Here is a 16,440-nt window from a genome sequence, read left to right as displayed (position 1 = left end):
CGGCGCCCGCTCAGCACGACGTCGTCCGGCACCGCTACAGGTGCCGGTTGTCAGGGAGCGCCAGTGCGAGGTACTTGCCGTCCTCGGAGACCATCAGACCGCTGCCGCAGCACTCGTCGAGGAACGACGTCACCCCGTCCAGCGCGGCGTCGACGCCGGAGTCGAGCAGGTCCTGGTGGAGCCGCTTGGCGCTGTGCGCGGTGTCGCTGCACGCCTCGTACGCCTCGGCCCGCCAGCCCTCGATCACTGTGCGCTGCTCCTGGTCGGTGCGCCTGTCGACGACTTCGAGACGGGTGGGGAGGCGGCGGTAGACGAGGGTCGGGTGCTTCTCGCGCCACTTCGCGCGCCAGTCACCCACCGCGGAGTACAGCCCGTCACGGGCGCCCTGGGATGCCACGTCGGCCGCGTCGTAGTCGAAGTAGTACGCGATCTTGGAGTGATCGAGCGTGTCCGGGTAGATGTACCCGTAGCAGGAGCGCGGCCGCACGTTCGACAGGCCGAGGGAGCTGTCGGTGAAGTACGGGCTGAAGCGTTCCAGCCAGATCACACCCCCGCAGGCCGGGGGGCGCAGGTGGTGCAGAAGCGGCATCAGCCGGGCCTGCTCCTCGTAGTCGGCGTCGGTCTCGCCGGGGAAGCCGCTGAGGATGTTCCAGTCGACGGTGATGCCGTAGTACTGCGCCCACTTCAGCAGCCGGATGTTGATCAGCTTGGTGGAGCCCTTGCGCATCAGGTCGAGGACATGGCTGCTCAGGCTCTCGATACCGGGCTGGATGCGGTCGATTCCCGCGCGTTCGAGGACGCCGAGCTGGGCGCGCGTCAGATTCGCCTTGACCTCGTAGAAGATGCTGACGTCCCAGTGCCGTGTGGCGAGATCCGCGCACAGCGTCGTCAGGTGCTTCATGTCGAGGATGTTGTCCACGGCCTCGACGTGGGCGACCGGATGCTCACTCAGCAGGCTTTCGAGCTCCTCCATCGCCCGCGCACCCGACTTGGGGCGGAAACCCATGCCGAGCGCGTTGAGGCCGCAGAAGGTGCAGTGGTGCTTCTGACCCCACCAGCACCCGCGGGAGAACTCGACGAGCAGCTTGACCTGCGCGTCTCCCAGGACCGCCGGTTCGCCGTGCCGGCGCAGGCTCGCGAAGTAGTCCGCGTAGTCGGGGACGGGAAGGTCGTCGAGGTCCTGGGTGCGCGGTGATTCGCCGGTCGGCCCGGTCACGCCCCTGGAACGCACGCCGGGCACACCGGTGGTGTCTCCGGCGGCGATGCGGTGGAGCAGGGTGGGGAAGGCGATGTCCCCTTCCCCTGTCACGACGTGGTCGATCCAGGGCAGCCCCCTGAGGTACTCCTCGCCCATCTCGCCGTCGAAGTTGGCCCCGCCGTAGACGACGGTCAGCTCGGGGAAGCGTTCCTTCAGGATGCGGCCCATGGCGAGCGACGCCGTGTTCTGCAGGAAGGTCGAGGAGAACCCGACGACGTCGTAGGACGCCCAGTCGACCTCCTCGGCACAGCGGGCCAGCCACTGGGGCAGGACTTCACGGCGGAGGGCGCTGATCTCTTCGCGGCCCCCTCCGGTGGCGTCCCGCCAGATGTTCTCCACCTCGGGGAACTCGGCGTGGTAATCCTCCTCGGGCCGGACATCCCCGTGAGCGGCGTACGAGAAGAGCCACTCGCCGAACTGGTGGAGACGCTCACCGCCCGCCTCCGCGATGCCGGTGTACGTCGCCGGTCCCACGACGGCCGCCAGTTCGACGTTGAGGTAGTGCACAGCGCAGTCGTGGCCGGCCTCCCGCACGACGGACGCGAGGAGCCCGCACTGGATCGACGGCGTATCGGCGCGTGCCCACGGCATGTTGACGAGGGCGACCCGGAGGCGCCGCGCCGGTACGGCGGGTGCCTGCTGCGACCGGGGCGATCCCTGCACCAGGGGGAGCATCTTCGGCGGCATGCCAGTCCTCCTATGTCCGGGTCTGTCCTTGTCGGCGCCGCGCACGAGTGGTGCGGGTCTCGCCGAGTGGAGCCGTGGTTCGAACTGGGTCTGGCTTGGAGAGTCCGTCAGGAGTGTATGGACGCCTCCGTCGCGTGGGAAGCCTCCGGCACGGGATCACTCATCGAAGATTGCCGATGGAGCCTCAAGGGCAACACACGAACCACCTGCGGACGTCAGGCACTCCCGCTCCGGCTCCACGCCCGGCGCACCGTAGGGCATGACCGCTCAATTCGACTTCTGAAGTCGGGTCATGGGCAGGGGGTGCGACGCATGTCCCGAGCTCCGAGAACTTTCGCGTGCCCGCCGGCCACCGCCGTCGGCCCCGCCCCGCGAGGTCGGTTCCGTATCGGTCTATTGACATACATCGTTAGAGGGGGCAGTGTTCCGGCCGTCTCGAGCCTTCGCTCACCGATCAGGGCACAGCACGGTTCGCTTTCTTGGATTGATTCACTCCCGGGGGGAAGTGTGACTCAGCCACGTGTGCTCGTCGCCTCCGCTTTCGAAGCGGAGATGCAGCCTCTGACCTGCGCATATGCAGCCGCATCCATGCAGGCTCAGGGCGTTGAGGCCGTCGGCTGGGACGCGCATTTCCAGCCTGATGCCGCCCCTGAGGGACCGTTCGACCTGGTCCTGGTGTCGGTCCAGCAGTTCGAGGGGCTGGAACGGGGCCTGGCGCTCGCCGGCGAGCTGCGCGAACGCTTCCGCACCACGGTCGTGGCGTTCGGCCAGTACGCGCAGATGAACCACCGCGAATTCCTCGGCGCGGCAGACGCCGTCGTCATGGAGGAACCCGAGCTCATCAGCGACGAACTGGCCCAGCTGGCGCGCGGGACGCTCGCACTGGAAGCGGTCCCGGCCCTGATGACCTCCCGGGGGATGCGCCCCAGGCCGCCCCGCCGGCGGATCTCCGTCTCCACGCCGGCCCGTGGCCTCTTCCCCTCCCTCGTCCACTACCCCGCCCACCACTCGCCGTTCGGGCTGATGGGCAACATCGAGGCGTCCCGTGGCTGCCACCACAAGTGCACGTACTGCTCCGTGTACGGCGCCTACGACGGCGGGGTCGCCGTCTACGAGGCGGACAGCGTCCTGGCCGACGCTCTCCAGCTCGCGGAGGAGGGCGTACGCCACTTCTGCTTCATCGACGCGGAGTTCTTCAACTCCCGCACGATCGGAGCCGGAATCGTCGAACGGCTCGTGGACGCCGTCGGGCCCGTCACGTTCGAGTTCACCACCCGGGTCGACCACGTCCTGAGCTACCCCCGTGAGCTGGAGAAGCTGGTCTCCCTCGGGCTGCGCCGCGTCACCTGCGCCCTGGAGTTCCCCTCCGACCGCATCCTGCGCATCTTCGACAAGCACATAGACGTCGACCACATGCGCCAGGCGGTCGCCGAGGCCAGGCGCATCGGCTTCGAGCTGTATCCGACGTTCATTCCGTTCACCCCCTGGGTCGAGTACGAAGAGCTGCTCGGCTTCGAGGACTGGCTGGTCGAGGCGGATCTCGCCCACGTCACCGACCCCACGGCACTCCAGACCCGGCTGCTGCTGTTCAAGGGCTCGCCGCTGCTGTCGTCACCGTGGATGGAAGACATCGCCACCGTCGACCGCGGCTTCTGGACGGAGTGGACGCACCCGGACAGGCGCGTCGAAGAGCTGTGGCAGCAACGAAGATCCGACGCCGAGGACGCGGGCAGGGTCCGTTGCTGCGTGAAGTGCTGACCGGTCCTCTCTCACCCGAAGGAGCCCGAGATGGGCGGATCACCCCGCGTCGTCGTCTCCACCGGACAGGCTCTTCCGGAGATGGCCTGGTCCGATGAGCTCACCGACCTCACGGATGCCTGGCCGTACTTGGGCCCCACCTGGCTGGCGGCCACCGAGAAGGTCCTCCCCGAAGCCCAGCCGTGGCACACCGTCGCCACCCGCGCCCGCGGCGAACTCGCCCTGCTGCCCGGTTACGTCCTCGCCGGGCCCCCCGCGGTCGACCACGAACCCCGCACCTATCTGGGCCGGCGGGCTCCCTCCGGCGAGGAGGTCTGCTGCGGAGCGGAGACCGACTCCGCACGCAGCGCCGAGATCGACGCACTGGGCACCGAACCCTTCTTCCCGGCGCTGCTCCTGGGCTCCCCGCTCGGCTACCGCACCGAGATCGCGTACAACTTCTGGACGCCCGCCCTGGTGGGGACCGTCGTGGAGAAGCTGGTGCCCGCCGCGTTCGACGCCGGCATCCGCTGCATCCTCGCGCCCTGGATTCCCGACCGCCGCGTCGGCCGGGACCTGGTGACCGCGCTCGACGCCGCAGGCGGACACCACTCCTTCTGGGGCTACGAGGACTTCCTGCGGCTGGACGCTCCGGACTGGGAAGGCCACCTGGCCGCCCTCCCCCTGAAGAAGCGTCAGCGCATCAAGGCGGACGTCCGCAAGGCCGCAGCCGCCGGCGTCACGATCGAACGGACCGACGGCACCGGCATCCGCCCCTACGTGGAGCGGATCGCGGACCTCACCTGCCTCAACCGGGAGAAGAACGGCGCAGGCGAGGAGCCCGCACACATCGCCGGCATCCTCTCCGCGCTCATCGACGAGGGAGCGGACGTACGGGCCTACCTCGGACGCAAGAACGGTGAGCTGGTGGCCACCTGCGTCACCGTTCGCAAGCACCACCGGCTCTTCCCCAAGTGGGCGGGCTTCGACTACGCGGCCATCGGTGAGCGCAGCGGCATCTACTTCGCCCTGGTCCTCGACGCCCCCGTCCGCGACGCCTACGCGGAAGGCTTGCGGACAGTCGAGTTCGGCGCCGGCGCCCACCAGGCGAAAGTGCTGCGCGGCTGCACACCCCGCGCCATGACCACCTCGCTGCTGCTCTCCGATCCTGCGCTGCGTCCCCAGGCCGCCGCCTGGCTCGACGCCTTCGGCCTCGGCAGACGCAGCGCGTTCGGCGACACCGTGCCGACCCGACCCGCCGCCCCTGGACAACTGCCGCTGCTGAGCGAACCGTCCGGCGGTGACTGCTGCTCCACCAGCTGAGCCGACCTCCGACCGACGAAACGGGGACGACATGATCACGTTCATTCCTCTGACCGGTTTTCTGGGCGCGGGCAAGACCACGACCATGACCACCACCGCACTGGCGCTGCAGGAGAAGGGGCACAGGGTCGCTGTCATCACCAACGACCAGGGTGTGGAACTCGTGGACACCCACCTCGTACGCAGCAAACTCGACAGCGTCGCCGAGGTCACCGGCGGCTGCTTCTGCTGCAAGTTCGAAGACCTCGTGCAGGCCGTGGTCGCACTCACGGACTCCGACGGCGTCGACACCGTCATCGCCGAGGCGGTCGGCAGCTGCACCGACCTCCAGGCCACAGTCGTGCGCCCGTTGCGCCGGTACTACGGCGAGGACATGGTCGTCGCACCGCTGACGACGGTCGTCGACCCGTTGCGCCACAAGGCCTTCGAGCGAGCGGCACGACGCGGAGAGCCGGAGTCGGACCTGTCCTACCTCTTCCGGCAGCAGCTCACCGAGGCCGACGTGATCGCGGTGAACAAGCTCGACACGATCCCCGCCGGCCACACCGATGAGCTGCTCCAGGGTCTGCGCGAGCAGTACGGCGACGCCACCGTCGTCGGCTACTCGGCGGCCACCGGCGACGGGGTGGACCTCCTCCTCGACGCGTGGGAGGCACCCGCCGGAAACCACGCGGTGGACCTGGACGTCGACTACGACCGGTACGCGGCGGCCGAGGCCCAGCTGGCCTGGATGAACCAGGAGATCGAACTGACCGCTGTCGGCCAGGAGTTCGACGCGACGGCCTGGGGGCGTACCGTCCTCGACCGCCTCTCCGCCTGGGCCGCCGAGAACGGAGCGGTGATCGGCCACGCGAAACTCACCGTGGACGCCGGCGAGGGCGAGTTCGCCAAGCTGAGCCTCACCGAGGCCGGTGCACCGGCGACCGAGGACCGTGTCCTCACTGCGGCGTCGGCCGGCGCGCGAGCCGTGATCAACGCCCGCGTCGCCTGTGAACCGCAAGAACTGGACCGCGCCGTCGCCGACGCCGTCTCGGCGGCCGACCAGGTCACCGGTACGCGCTCCTCAGCCACCTCACCGGTGTCGTTCAAGCCCTCGTACCCCCGCCCGGTGCACCGCCTCACCCCGGCCGGCGCCTGACCGAAGGACCCCCATGACCGACACCACCACCGGCACCGCAGCGAAGCTCCAGGAAGAGGTACGCGCCTACTACCGCTCCAAGGCGGACGAGGCCGGCACCACCGGTGCCTGCTGCTCGCCCGACCCGGAGACCTTCGGACCCGCCGCCTACCAGGACGTCGGCCCGGGCGCCGCATCCGACGCGGCCCTCCTGGCCAGCCTCGGCTGCGGCAACCCCACCGCCGTCGCCGAACTGCGCGAAGGCGAGACCGTACTGGACCTGGGGTCCGGGGCGGGACTGGACGTCATCCTCAGCTCCCGCCGCGTGGGCCCCGACGGGCGGGTCTTCGGCCTGGACTTCCTCGAGGAGATGCTCGCCCTGGCCGCCGCCAACATCGCGGACGCCGAGGCGGACAACGTGGTGCTCCTCAAGGGCACCATCGAGGCCGTCCCCCTGCCGGCCGGAACCGTCGACGTGATCATCTCGAACTGCGTCATCAATCTGTCGGTCGACAAGCCCGCCGTCTTCGCCGAGATGGCCAGGGTGCTGGCACCCGGCGGACGCCTCGGCATCAGCGACGTCGTCGCCGAGGACCGGCTCAGCCCCGAAGAGCGCGCCGAACGGGGCAGCCACAGCGAGTGCATCGCCGGTGCCCTCTCCGTCTCGGAGTACGTGGAGCTGCTGAGCGCCGTCGGGCTGGAGGACGCCGAAGTGGACTTCACCCAGGAGGCCGCGGACGGACTGCACGCAGCCATCATCCGCGCCCGCAAGCCGGCCGGCAGTCGGACGGACCTCCCCCTGCCGGGCACGGGAGGCCGCTCCTGCTGCTGACCCGTACAGCACGCCCGGGGCCGTGCCGGTGAGCGCCCCGCTTCCCGCGGCCCCGCTGCTCAGTGGTCCGTCCTCGTCTGCGATGGAGACACCGCCATGTCTTTCACCACCGTGCTCGTCCTCCTGCTCGTCGTCGCGCTGGCCGCGGCGAACGGCGGCAACGACGTACCCAAGGGCGTCGCCACCCTCGCGGGAGCGGGGGTGACGAGGTACCGCACGGCCATCCTCTGGGGGACGGTGACCACGTTCGCCGGATGCGTCTGCTCGCTGATGCTCGCCGACAAGATGACGAAGCTGTTCTCCAAGGGCATCGTCACCGCGGAACCCACCGAGGCGTTCGCCGTCGCCGTCCTGGCGGGCACCGTCAGCTGGGTGGCCCTCGCCACAGTGCTGCGCCTGCCGGTCTCGACGACGCACGCCCTGATCGGCGCGCTGCTGGGCGCGGGCGTGCTGTTCGCCTCCAGCAGCATCGCCTGGAACGCGATACCCATGAAGCTGGTGATCCCCCTGCTCGTCAGCGTCGGCGTCGCCTACGGGATCTCCCTGCTCCTCGCCCTGGCCTCCCAGCGGGGCGCGGGACCGCCCCGGACCGAAGCCGCGCCGGGCAGTTCCGCCGGGGAGGCCCATCCGGCCCCGGGCAGCACTCCCGCCGCTCCCGGCTCCGCGGCGGTTCTCACGCCCGAGGCCTCCGCCGTGTCTTCCCGTCCCGCCACCGCGGAGGTCCCCGGCCGCAGACTGGCCGCGCTGCACTGGACGACCAGCGGCGCCACCGGCTTCGCCCGCGGCCTCAACGACACCCCGAAGATCGTGGCCATCGGGGCCTTCGCCCTGGTGCCGGCGGGGATGACGACGTGGCAGGTGGTGCTGCTCGTCGCAGGCGCGATGGCGGTGGGTTCCCTGACCGGGGGCATGCGCGTGGCGGAACGGCTGGGAGAGGGGGTCGTCCGGATGAACCACAAGGAAGGGTTCCTGGCCAACCTCACCACGGCCACCCTGGTGGGTGTCGGCGCCGGCTACGGACTCCCCATGTCCACCACGCACACCTCGACCGGTGCCATCGCCGGTTCGGCCGGAGCAGACGTGCGCCGTCTGAGCGGCAAGACCCTCCGCGACTTCCTCATCGCCTGGATCGTCACCCCGCCGTTCGCGGCGGCGGTGGCAGCCGCCGTCTTCCTGATCGCCCGCTAGGACCCGCCCGTTAGGACCCCACCCGTGTCAGACCGTGCACTCGAGCAGGAGACCCTGGCCGAGTACGCCCGCTGGTTCCGCGCACTGGCCGACCCCACCCGCATCCTCATCGTCGACTTCCTGACCCGTCAGCCGCACCCCGTACCGGCGGGTGCCGTCGTCGGCCACCTCCGGATGAGCCAGCCCACCGTCTCGCACCACCTGCGGACGCTTCATCAGGTGAGGATCGTGACCCGCCACAGAGCCGGTGCCAACATCCTCTACGCGGTCGACGCCCGGTGCTCCGCCGAACTGCCCCGCGCAGCCGCCGAACTGCTCGGCGCGGGGGACGGGCAGACATCCCCGGCGAGGGAGTGACCCGATCCCCCCTCACCCCGGACAACCGCCCGCCGGGCGACCGGCCCCACCGAACACATGAGAGAGGACGACAGTCCCCATGGTCATCCCGGCGCAGCCCGCCCCGCCCGAGACCGCCGACGAGTCCGCGCCCCTGCTCCTGCTCGTCGGCAGTGGCGACCGCCGGTACCGCGAATACATGGTGGCCGCCGTGGCCCGCCACTTCAGGCTGTGGCTGCTGGACGCCCCGGAGCCCACCTGGCAGCTCCCGTACGTCCAGGGCACCACCCGGGTCGACACCCGCGACCCGGAGGCTCTGCACGCTGCTGCCGTTCCCGTGGCCGCCCGGCACGCGGTGGCCGGCGTCTTCACGTACGACGAGTCACTGGTGCACGCCAGCGCCCTTCTCGCACAGCAGCTCGGTCTGCCGGGCAGCTCGCCGGAGTCGGTGCTCGCCTGCCGCGACAAGGCGACAACCCGGGCTCTGCTGGCCGTCGCGGGGGTGCCCCAGCCGGCCTCCACTCCCGTCTCCACCGCGGAGGAGGCCCGTAAAGCGGCCGACTCCATCGGGTATCCCGTGGTGGTGAAGGCTCGTGGCCTGGGCGGAAGCATCGGAGTCGTACGTGTGGACGGTCCCACGCAGGTGGAGGACGCGTTCCGCTCGGCGGCTTCCGCGCAGTGGCCGGGCGTACCCCGCTATGCGGCCGACGTCCTGGTCGAGGAGTACTTGACGGGCCCGGAGATCAGCGTCGATTCCGTCGTCACCTCCGGAGCCGTGACCCCGACGGTGCTCGCCCGGAAACAGGTGGGCATGGAGCCCTGGTTCGAGGAGACGGGGCATACGGTCGACGCCGCCGATCCCCTGCTGGAGGACGCGGAGCTCGCGGAGCAGCTCGGCCGCATCCACCAGGCACTCGGTTTCGAACAGGGCGCCACCCACACGGAGTTCAAGCTCACCCCTGACGGGCCACGCCTCGTCGAGATCAACGCACGGCTCGGTGGCGACTTCATCCCCTACCTGGGGATGCTCGCCACCGGCACGGATCCCTCCGTCGCGGCCGCGTGCGTCGCCGCCGGCCTGCATCCGGACACGAGCCCGAAGACTCGGCGTACGGCAGCCATACGTTTCCTGTACCCGGAAGCCGACTGCGAGGCGGTGGAAGCCGTCGTACGCACCGACCTGCTGGGGCCGACTGTGCACAAGGCCGTGGCCACCGCGGCGGCCGGCACCAGGCTGGCTCTCCCGCCCGGCGGTTACATGTCCCGCTTCGGCTATGTGATCGCCGTGGGGGACGACGCCGGTCAGGTCGCGGCGGACCTGGCCGAACCCCGTCGGCTCATCGAGCTGCGGTCGCGCCCGCTCGGCGGCGACGGGTGAGTCCGCAGGGGACGCGGAGGCCGGAACGTCACATGAGCGGAAGGGCCAGGAGGCCCAGCCCGATGCTGCCCAGGAATCCCACAGCCAGGTAGAACGCGAAGACCGGCAGCTTCACGACGCTCTTCACGGCCACCATCGCCGGGATCGTCGTCACCGCCCCGCCCAGGAGGAACGTCACACCGGCGGCAGCCACCATGCCCTGACTGAGCAGACCTTCGACGACAGGGATGGCTCCGACACCGTTGAGGTAGAGCGGAACGCTGACGGCCCCGGCCAGCAGCACGGAGACCGCGCCCTCCGTACCCAGGAGGGAGGAGACGACGTCACCCGGGACGTAGCGGATGATCAGGGCCTCCAGGACGATCGCCAGCAACAGCCAGCGTCCGAGGTGGATCGAGTCGCCCCAGATCTCCTTGAGGATCTCCACGGGCCGCAGGTTCCTGATGTCCCGCCGGACCAGCACGCGCCACGGCGTCCCGTCGTCGTCGGCCAATGGGTCGGCGTCCGGCTCGACGGAACCGGAACAGCCGCCGGCCGGAGCTGCGCCCTCGGTGGTCCCGGCGGGCCCGGCGGACGTCGTGGCGAATCCTCCCGCGGCGACAGTCGCGGGCGTCTGCGCGGCCGGGCAGGCTGTGCCGGCTGGGTTGGCTGTGCCGGCTTGGCCGGCTGGCCTGGCTGTGCCGGCTGGACTGGCTGTGCCGGTGTCCTGACCGCACGACGAGGCGGCGGCCCGTTGCTTCGAGGCCGTCAGAAGCGGGTCGCGGAAGCGGCCGCGCCGCTCCAGAGCGAGGACGATCAGGCCCGCCCCGAAGCTCAGCACAAGGGCGCCGACGAGACGCGCGGTGGCGACGGGGAACCCGAGCTGCGCGGCCGAGAGCGCGTAGATCTCGGGGTCCATCGAGGGAGACGCGATCCAGAAGGACATCACCGCCGAGAGCGGAACGCCCGCGATCAGGAAGCGGCGGATCAGGGGAATGACGGTGAAGGAGCAGAACGGGCTGAAGGCTCCGATGGCTGTGACGATTGCGACGCCCGCGACGCCCCGCCGGGAGAAGCTGCGCCGGGCGACGACGTCTATGGAGAGCCGCTGCACGGATATACCCAGAACGACCGCGATCAGGAACCACGGAAGATAGTGCAGGACCTCCCGCAGGATGAAGAGAACGAGAGCCTGCACTTCGCTCACTGGTGAACCTCTCCGGGCTGGGCGACAAGGGGAGCGGCGGAGCGGGGAATCGAGCTCACGCCACACCGCCGCTACGACGAGCGGGACCGCTTCAATCGAATATCGATGATAAACGATTAAGTAGTACCTCACCACCGTCGACTACCGGCCACCCGTCACCTCGCGGCGACAGACGCGGCCCGGACGGGCACGAGGGGAGATATCGCTAGTCGCAGGGTGTGAGCAGCCAAGACGCGACGGTGAGCGCCCTCTCCGCAAGAGACGGCCGATTGACCGGGACTCGGCCTGTCGGACGCCTGATTCATCGCCTAACATCGATAAGTGATGACCGGCACCATGAACGCACAGCTGATCGACCGGAGCACGGCCGAGTCCTACGCGACCTGGTTCAAGGCCCTCTCCGATCCGACGCGCGTGCAGATCCTCAATCTGCTCGCCCTCGCCGCCGGCGCGATGAGCGTCGGGGAGATCGTCGAACAGGTCGGCGTGGGACAGTCCACGGTCTCCCACCACCTCAAGCTGCTCGCCGACGTGCGCTTCGTCTTCCGCGAGCGGCGGGGGACGTCCATCCTCTACTCGATCAACGTCGCCTGCGTCGCCTGTTTCCCCAGCGCGGCGGACGCCGTCATGGGGCGTCCGGGGGGCGTCCGGGACGTCGGCTGACATCCGGCACCCGCTCCCGGCACCGGCACCTCGGGTAGGTCCGGTCAGTCGGATCAGTCGGGCCAGGTCGGTGGGTGCACCTGGCCCGTCCTCCCGGTGGCCGTCGGCGGCCGGGCTTCGCCGCCGGCCGTCACGCGCCGCACGTCCTCGCGGGATCCCGCACAGGAATCCCGGGGCTCAGCCGACCACCGGGCTGCGGCGCTCGACGAGCACGACGTCCCGCCAGACTCCGTCCTGCCGGCCGATGCGTTCACGGCGGCCGAGGACGCGGAAGCCCGCGCTGCGGTGAAGGGCGAGGCTGGCGGTGTTCTCGGGGAAGATGCCGGACTGGACGGTCCAGATGCCGGCGCTCTCCGTCGAGGCGACCAGCGCGTCCAGCAGGGCGCGCGCGATGCCACGGCCACGTGAGGCGGGATGTACGTATACCGAGTGCTCGACCACCCCGGCATACGCCTGACGTGACGAGGTCGGGGCGGCGGCGGCCCAGCCCGTCACCTCGCCCGTCGCGTCGTCGACGGCGACGTAGCGGTGCAGCGTCAGCCGCGCGGCATCGAAGGCCCTCCAGGTGGGGGCGGCGGTCTCGAACGTCGCGTCCCCTTCGTCGATCCCGGACTGGTAGAGCGCCAGTACGGCTTCGGCGTCGTGAGCACGCATGGGCCGCAGGACGACGCCCTCGGGAGCCGCGGGTTTGCCCGCCTTCACGATCGCCGAGTAGACGCCCGCTCCGGCGTCGGCGGTCGCCGTGATCTCGATGCCGGTGAAGCCGGCACCCAGCAGGAGTTCCCGGTACTCCTCGGCCGTGAGCGTCGCGGCGCAGCCAGTGGCACGCTCGGCCTCGGCGCGCTGGACAGCCGTCAGCCCCGGATGCGCCAGGACGTCGCTGACGCCGAAGTGACCGCCCGGCCACAGCACGCGGTACGCCTCGGCCATGACGCGGGGCTTGTCTGCGGACAGGTTGATCACGCAGTTGGAGATGACCGCGTCCACGTGCGCATCCGGCAGGGGGATCTCCTCGATACGGCCGTGCAGGAACTCGACGTTCTCCACCCCCGCCTGCCGTGCGTTGGCGCGGGCGAGGGCGACCATCTCGGCAGTGGTGTCGAGACCGTAGGCCATGCCGTCCGGTGCGACGCGGCGGGCGGAGAGCAGCACATCGATGCCGCCGCCCGATCCGAGGTCCAGCACCTTCTGACCGGGGGCCAGCGGAGCCACGGCGACAGGATTGCCGCAGCCGAGGCTGGCGCGCACCGCGCCGTCGGGCAGATCCGCGGTCTCTTCGTATCCGGCAGCACCGAACTGTCCTTCGGTGAAGGCGTCCTCCGCGCAGTCGACGATCTCTTCACCGGCCGCTGCGGCACGGGCCAGGGCTCCGTAGCGGCTGGTGACCTCCGCCTGCCGGTCCTCGGCACCCTGGGCCGGCTCGTCGGCCTGGGACATGACGATCACTCCTCATTCGTGCTCGGAAGCGTCCCGCCCGGAGCGGGGCGGCCCATGACGACGTCGGCCGCGGAGGGGAAGCAGGTCACGCACTCGTCGTTGATCCGGTAGAAGCTGGCCGTACCGGCGTACTCGGCCAGGACGAACTCGACCTCGGCGAGCTGCTTGAGGTGCGCCGAGACAGTGGACTGGCCCACCTGCACGGCGTCGACTATCTCGCCGACGCTCATCGGCTGCCCACGGCGAGCCAGCAGCGAGACGATCTGGACGCGGGTCGCATCGGCCAGCACCTTGAACCAGGAGGCGTACTCCCGGGCGGTGGCACGGTCGAGAGGCTCGGCTTGTTTCATCGTTCATCGACGATAAGCGATGAATAGCGTGCTGCCAAGTCCCGTCGATCACGACGGGTGAGGCCCGGAGCGTTCTCCCCGGACCTTCGCGGCGCAGCCCGCGACGACGGGGGTCACGGGCGGACTCGGTCCGGCCCGGCCCGAAGAGGCATTGCCGGGAGACCGGACAGCCGATCCGCATATGCGGTGAATGCCCGCTTCCTATACATCTCTGAATGTCGACCCCTCAGCAGCGAGAGCCGCTCGGGAACCTCCGAGCGTCACCAGGGGTCACGAGCCCCGCCCCCGCTCACACAGCCAAGGGATGCCGCATGACTGACACGCCCAGACGCGTAGCCCTCCGACGCGTGACCCTCACCGCCGTCACGGGCCTCGGCCTGTGCCTGACCCTCCTGCCCGCCGGACAGGCGCAGGCGCAGGCGCAGGCGCCGGCCCGCGTCCCCTGCAACGACGTCGCCGCACTGAGGACGGCCATCGGCAACGCCAACACCGACGGCGGCACCATCGCCCTCGCCCCGCACTGCGTCTACACCCTCACGGCGGCCGACAACCCCGACGACGGACTCCCCGAGATCACCGGCAAGGTACGGATCACCGGAAACAACACCACCATCCAGCGCGCTCAATTCGCCCCGGCCTTCCGCATCTTCCACGTCGGACAGGGCGGCAGCCTCAGCCTGGACTCGCTCACCGTCCGCGGCGGCCAGGCTCCCCCGGCCCCGCTCCTGGCGAGCAACGGAGGGGCCGTCTACAACGACCGCGGCAGAGTCGCCCTGACCGACACGACGGTCAGGAACAACAGCTCCAGCTGGCTCGGCGGCGGGATCTGGAACAGCCGGGGAACGCTCGTACTGAGGAACACCACGGTCCGGGACAACACCAGCGAGAACGCCGGCGGGGTGGCCACCAACGGGACGATGACGATGCGGGGCGGCGCCCTCCGCGACAACACGGGGACGCTCTGGGCAGGCGGCCTCGCGAACGCGGGCGACACCACGCTGACCGACGTGTCGGTCGACGGCAACCACATCGGGGGGCAGTCCGGCTCGTTCCTGCACCTCGGGGGCGGCATCATGACCATGCAGATCGACGACGAGAGCGGACCGCTGCGCCTGAACGCGACCAGGGTCAGGGGCAACATCGCTCAGGGGCAGGGCGGCGGCATCCTCATCGGCGCGGACGAACCGACGACGCTGTACAGGAGCGTCGTCACCCGCAACGCGGCGAACGGCGGTCCGGGCAGCGGCGGCGGCATCTACAACAGCAGCTCCCGCTTCGGCCTCTTCACGAACCCCGTCGCCGGGCCTGAACGGACGAGCAGCAACTCCGCCAAGCAGACGGCCGAGGTGAACCTCATCCGCAGCGCCGTCTTCAAGAACACCCCCGACAACTGTGCCCCGCCCAACAGCGTCCCCCGCTGCGACGCCGTCGGCTCCGCACCCGCCACGAACACGCCGGAACCCGGCAGGAACTGACGACTCCGCGCACAGCCCTGGCCGCGTCCCGCCGCGCAGACACGCGTTGCCGGCGCGGCGGGGCGGCGGGGCGCCGAGGGACCTGACGACTGAACGGCAGAACCGGATATGCGCGGAATGCGTACTTCGTATATCTCTGAGTGGTGATCAGCGGCGCTCGGGGCGAAGGCTGCCAGGTGGCTGGGCGTCGCCGGGATCGCGTGGTCTCTGCCCATCCCCACAGCCAAGGGAAGCCGCATGACTGACACGCTCAGACGCGTAACCCTGACCGCCGTCACGGGCCTCGGCCTGTGCCTGACCCTCCTGCCCGCCGGACAGGCGCAGGCGCAGGCGCCGACCCGCGTCCCCTGCGGTGACGTCGCCGCACTGAAGACCGCCATCAGCGACGCCAACACCAACGGCGGCACCATCGCCCTCGCCCCTCGCTGCACCTACTCGCTCACGGCGGCCGACAACCCCGACGACGGACTCCCCGAGATCACCGGCAAGGTACGGATCACCGGAGACCGCACCACCGTCCAGCGCGCTCCCAGCGCCGCCGCGTCCTTCCGCGTCTTCCACGTGACACAGGGCGGCAGCCTCAGCCTGGACTCGCTCACCGTCCGCGGCGGTGACGCATCCGGTAGCGGCTTCGCGGCGGGCGGCGGGGGCATCTTCAACGACCAGGGCCGGCTCACGCTGACCGACGCGACCGTCAGGGACAACAACGCCGGCTTCCTCGGCGGCGGGCTCTGGAACAACGGGGGAACGCTCGTACTGAAGAACACCACGGTCCGGGACAACGAAACCCAGGTCGCGGGTGGAGTGGCCACCACCGGGACGATGACGATGCGGGGCGGCTCCCTCCGCGACAACACGGCCAGCTTCTGGGGAGGCGGTCTCGGGAACGCGGGCGACACCACGCTGAACAACGTCTCCGTCGACGGCAACAACGTCGGCGAAGGCAACGGCGGACTCGGGGGAGGCATCATGACCATGAGCATCAGCAGCGGCACAGGCACGCAGACCGGGCCACTGCGCCTCAACTCCACCCAGGTCAGAGACAACATCGCCGAGAATTCCGGCGGCGGCATCTTCATCGGATTCGAGGAGCCGACGACGCTGTACAAGAGCGTCGTCACCCGCAACACCGCGAACGGCGGCCCCGAGCAGGGCGGTGGCATCAACAACGACGGGGGTCGCTTCGGCGTCATCATCCGTCCGACCGGCAGCTCCGAACGTCAGCAGAGCAAGGCCGGGGCCTCCGCCAAGCAGACGCTGCCCGAGGTGAATCTCATCAGGAGCGCCGTCTTCAAGAACCACCCGACCAACTGCGCGCCTCCCGGCAGCGTCCCCCGCTGCGACGCCGTCGGCTCCGCACCCGCCACGAACACACCGCAGGCGGACAGGAGCTGACGGTCGGAGAGGCGCCGGATCGAACCAGCTGACGTCGACGCCCGGGACTTCCGGTGGCGGTTCACGACGCCACCGGAC

General features: G+C 70.1%; 14 protein-coding genes and 1 pseudogene. 10 read left to right on the top strand and 5 right to left on the bottom strand.

Translation table 11 applies throughout. The features are described from left to right. Positions 1 to 34: 34 nt before the first annotated feature. Positions 35 to 1,945: a RiPP maturation radical SAM C-methyltransferase gene (locus tag ACFPA8_RS16145; RefSeq protein ID WP_386448828.1), complete on the bottom strand. Its 1,911-nt coding sequence runs from the start codon at positions 1,943 to 1,945 to the stop codon at positions 35 to 37. A 507-nt stretch (positions 1,946 to 2,452) separates the two neighbouring features. Here ACFPA8_RS16145 and arsL point away from each other — a divergent pair. From arsL to ACFPA8_RS16110, 7 genes are all read left to right on the top strand, one after another. Beyond that, complete coding sequence (arsL, locus tag ACFPA8_RS16140) at positions 2,453 to 3,703, top strand: arsinothricin biosynthesis radical SAM protein ArsL (RefSeq protein ID WP_386448825.1); 1,251 nt, start codon at positions 2,453 to 2,455, stop codon at positions 3,701 to 3,703. 30 nt (positions 3,704 to 3,733) lie between these two features. Next, entirely contained in the window at positions 3,734 to 5,005 is a 1,272-nt protein-coding gene (locus ACFPA8_RS16135; protein ID WP_386448822.1) for a GNAT family N-acetyltransferase, read from the top strand. Positions 5,006 to 5,036: 31 nt separating this feature from the next. Continuing rightward, positions 5,037 to 6,143, top strand: a complete 1,107-nt coding sequence (locus tag ACFPA8_RS16130; RefSeq protein WP_386448819.1) for a GTP-binding protein — start codon at positions 5,037 to 5,039, stop codon at positions 6,141 to 6,143. Positions 6,144 to 6,156: 13 nt separating this feature from the next. Further along, positions 6,157 to 6,954: a methyltransferase domain-containing protein gene (locus tag ACFPA8_RS16125; RefSeq protein WP_386448816.1), complete on the top strand. Its 798-nt coding sequence runs from the start codon at positions 6,157 to 6,159 to the stop codon at positions 6,952 to 6,954. A 96-nt stretch (positions 6,955 to 7,050) separates the two neighbouring features. Beyond that, a complete protein-coding gene (locus ACFPA8_RS16120; protein ID WP_386448813.1) occupies positions 7,051 to 8,142 on the top strand; it encodes an inorganic phosphate transporter in 1,092 nt (363 codons plus the stop codon). A gap of 24 nt (positions 8,143 to 8,166) precedes the next feature. Beyond that, entirely contained in the window at positions 8,167 to 8,499 is a 333-nt protein-coding gene (locus tag ACFPA8_RS16115) for an ArsR/SmtB family transcription factor (protein ID WP_386448810.1), read from the top strand. A 79-nt stretch (positions 8,500 to 8,578) separates the two neighbouring features. Continuing rightward, a complete protein-coding gene (locus tag ACFPA8_RS16110; protein WP_386448808.1) occupies positions 8,579 to 9,856 on the top strand; it encodes an ATP-grasp domain-containing protein in 1,278 nt (425 codons plus the stop codon). 28 nt (positions 9,857 to 9,884) lie between these two features. Here the strand turns inward: ACFPA8_RS16110 and ACFPA8_RS16105 are convergent, their stop codons facing one another. Then, on the bottom strand, positions 9,885 to 11,042 hold the full coding sequence (locus ACFPA8_RS16105) for a permease (protein WP_386448805.1): 1,158 nt from the start codon (positions 11,040 to 11,042) through the stop codon (positions 9,885 to 9,887). Between the two features lie 324 nt (positions 11,043 to 11,366). On the opposite strand from ACFPA8_RS16105, the gene ACFPA8_RS16100 reads away from it, so the two are divergent. Continuing rightward, positions 11,367 to 11,705, top strand: coding sequence for an ArsR/SmtB family transcription factor (locus ACFPA8_RS16100; RefSeq protein ID WP_386449481.1), 339 nt, complete (start codon positions 11,367 to 11,369; stop codon positions 11,703 to 11,705). A gap of 177 nt (positions 11,706 to 11,882) precedes the next feature. On the opposite strand, the gene ACFPA8_RS16095 is transcribed toward ACFPA8_RS16100, so the two are convergent. From ACFPA8_RS16095 to ACFPA8_RS16085, 3 genes and pseudogenes are all read right to left on the bottom strand, one after another. Beyond that, on the bottom strand, positions 11,883 to 12,359 hold the full coding sequence (locus ACFPA8_RS16095; RefSeq protein ID WP_386449479.1) for a GNAT family N-acetyltransferase: 477 nt from the start codon (positions 12,357 to 12,359) through the stop codon (positions 11,883 to 11,885). 105 nt (positions 12,360 to 12,464) lie between these two features. Continuing rightward, a pseudogene (locus ACFPA8_RS16090) lies at positions 12,465 to 13,142 on the bottom strand (methyltransferase domain-containing protein); the annotation flags it as partial. 5 nt (positions 13,143 to 13,147) lie between these two features. Further along, positions 13,148 to 13,492, bottom strand: a complete 345-nt coding sequence (locus ACFPA8_RS16085; RefSeq protein ID WP_386448802.1) for an ArsR/SmtB family transcription factor — start codon at positions 13,490 to 13,492, stop codon at positions 13,148 to 13,150. A 311-nt stretch (positions 13,493 to 13,803) separates the two neighbouring features. Between ACFPA8_RS16085 and ACFPA8_RS16080 the strand changes: the two genes are divergently transcribed. Further along, positions 13,804 to 14,967, top strand: a complete 1,164-nt coding sequence (locus ACFPA8_RS16080; RefSeq protein ID WP_386448799.1) for a hypothetical protein — start codon at positions 13,804 to 13,806, stop codon at positions 14,965 to 14,967. Between the two features lie 237 nt (positions 14,968 to 15,204). Continuing rightward, complete coding sequence (locus ACFPA8_RS16075) at positions 15,205 to 16,362, top strand: right-handed parallel beta-helix repeat-containing protein (RefSeq protein ID WP_386448796.1); 1,158 nt, start codon at positions 15,205 to 15,207, stop codon at positions 16,360 to 16,362. Positions 16,363 to 16,440 lie beyond the last annotated feature (78 nt).

Origin of the sequence: Streptomyces ovatisporus (genome assembly GCF_042653885.1) — a bacterium.
GTDB lineage: Bacteria > Actinomycetota > Actinomycetes > Streptomycetales > Streptomycetaceae > Streptomyces > Streptomyces ovatisporus.
Note: the sequence above shows the minus strand (reverse complement) of the source record. Positions and strands in the feature narration are given on the sequence as shown.

What these genes read in the sequence shown, in the direction of transcription:
- ACFPA8_RS16130 (WP_386448819.1), top strand. Translation starts at nt 5,037, where the DNA reads ATGATCACGTTCATTCCTCTGACCGGTTTTCTGGGCGCGGGCAAGACC.
- ACFPA8_RS16110 (WP_386448808.1), top strand. Translation starts at nt 8,579, where the DNA reads ATGGTCATCCCGGCGCAGCCCGCCCCGCCCGAGACCGCCGACGAGTCC.
- ACFPA8_RS16095 (WP_386449479.1), bottom strand. Translation starts at nt 12,359, where the DNA reads ATGCGTGCTCACGACGCCGAAGCCGTACTGGCGCTCTACCAGTCCGGG.
- ACFPA8_RS16080 (WP_386448799.1), top strand. Translation starts at nt 13,804, where the DNA reads ATGACTGACACGCCCAGACGCGTAGCCCTCCGACGCGTGACCCTCACC.
- ACFPA8_RS16100 (WP_386449481.1), top strand. Translation starts at nt 11,367, where the DNA reads ATGACCGGCACCATGAACGCACAGCTGATCGACCGGAGCACGGCCGAG.
- ACFPA8_RS16075 (WP_386448796.1), top strand. Translation starts at nt 15,205, where the DNA reads ATGACTGACACGCTCAGACGCGTAACCCTGACCGCCGTCACGGGCCTC.
- ACFPA8_RS16125 (WP_386448816.1), top strand. Translation starts at nt 6,157, where the DNA reads ATGACCGACACCACCACCGGCACCGCAGCGAAGCTCCAGGAAGAGGTA.
- ACFPA8_RS16135 (WP_386448822.1), top strand. Translation starts at nt 3,734, where the DNA reads ATGGGCGGATCACCCCGCGTCGTCGTCTCCACCGGACAGGCTCTTCCG.
- ACFPA8_RS16145 (WP_386448828.1), bottom strand. Translation starts at nt 1,945, where the DNA reads ATGCCGCCGAAGATGCTCCCCCTGGTGCAGGGATCGCCCCGGTCGCAG.
- ACFPA8_RS16085 (WP_386448802.1), bottom strand. Translation starts at nt 13,492, where the DNA reads ATGAAACAAGCCGAGCCTCTCGACCGTGCCACCGCCCGGGAGTACGCC.
- ACFPA8_RS16120 (WP_386448813.1), top strand. Translation starts at nt 7,051, where the DNA reads ATGTCTTTCACCACCGTGCTCGTCCTCCTGCTCGTCGTCGCGCTGGCC.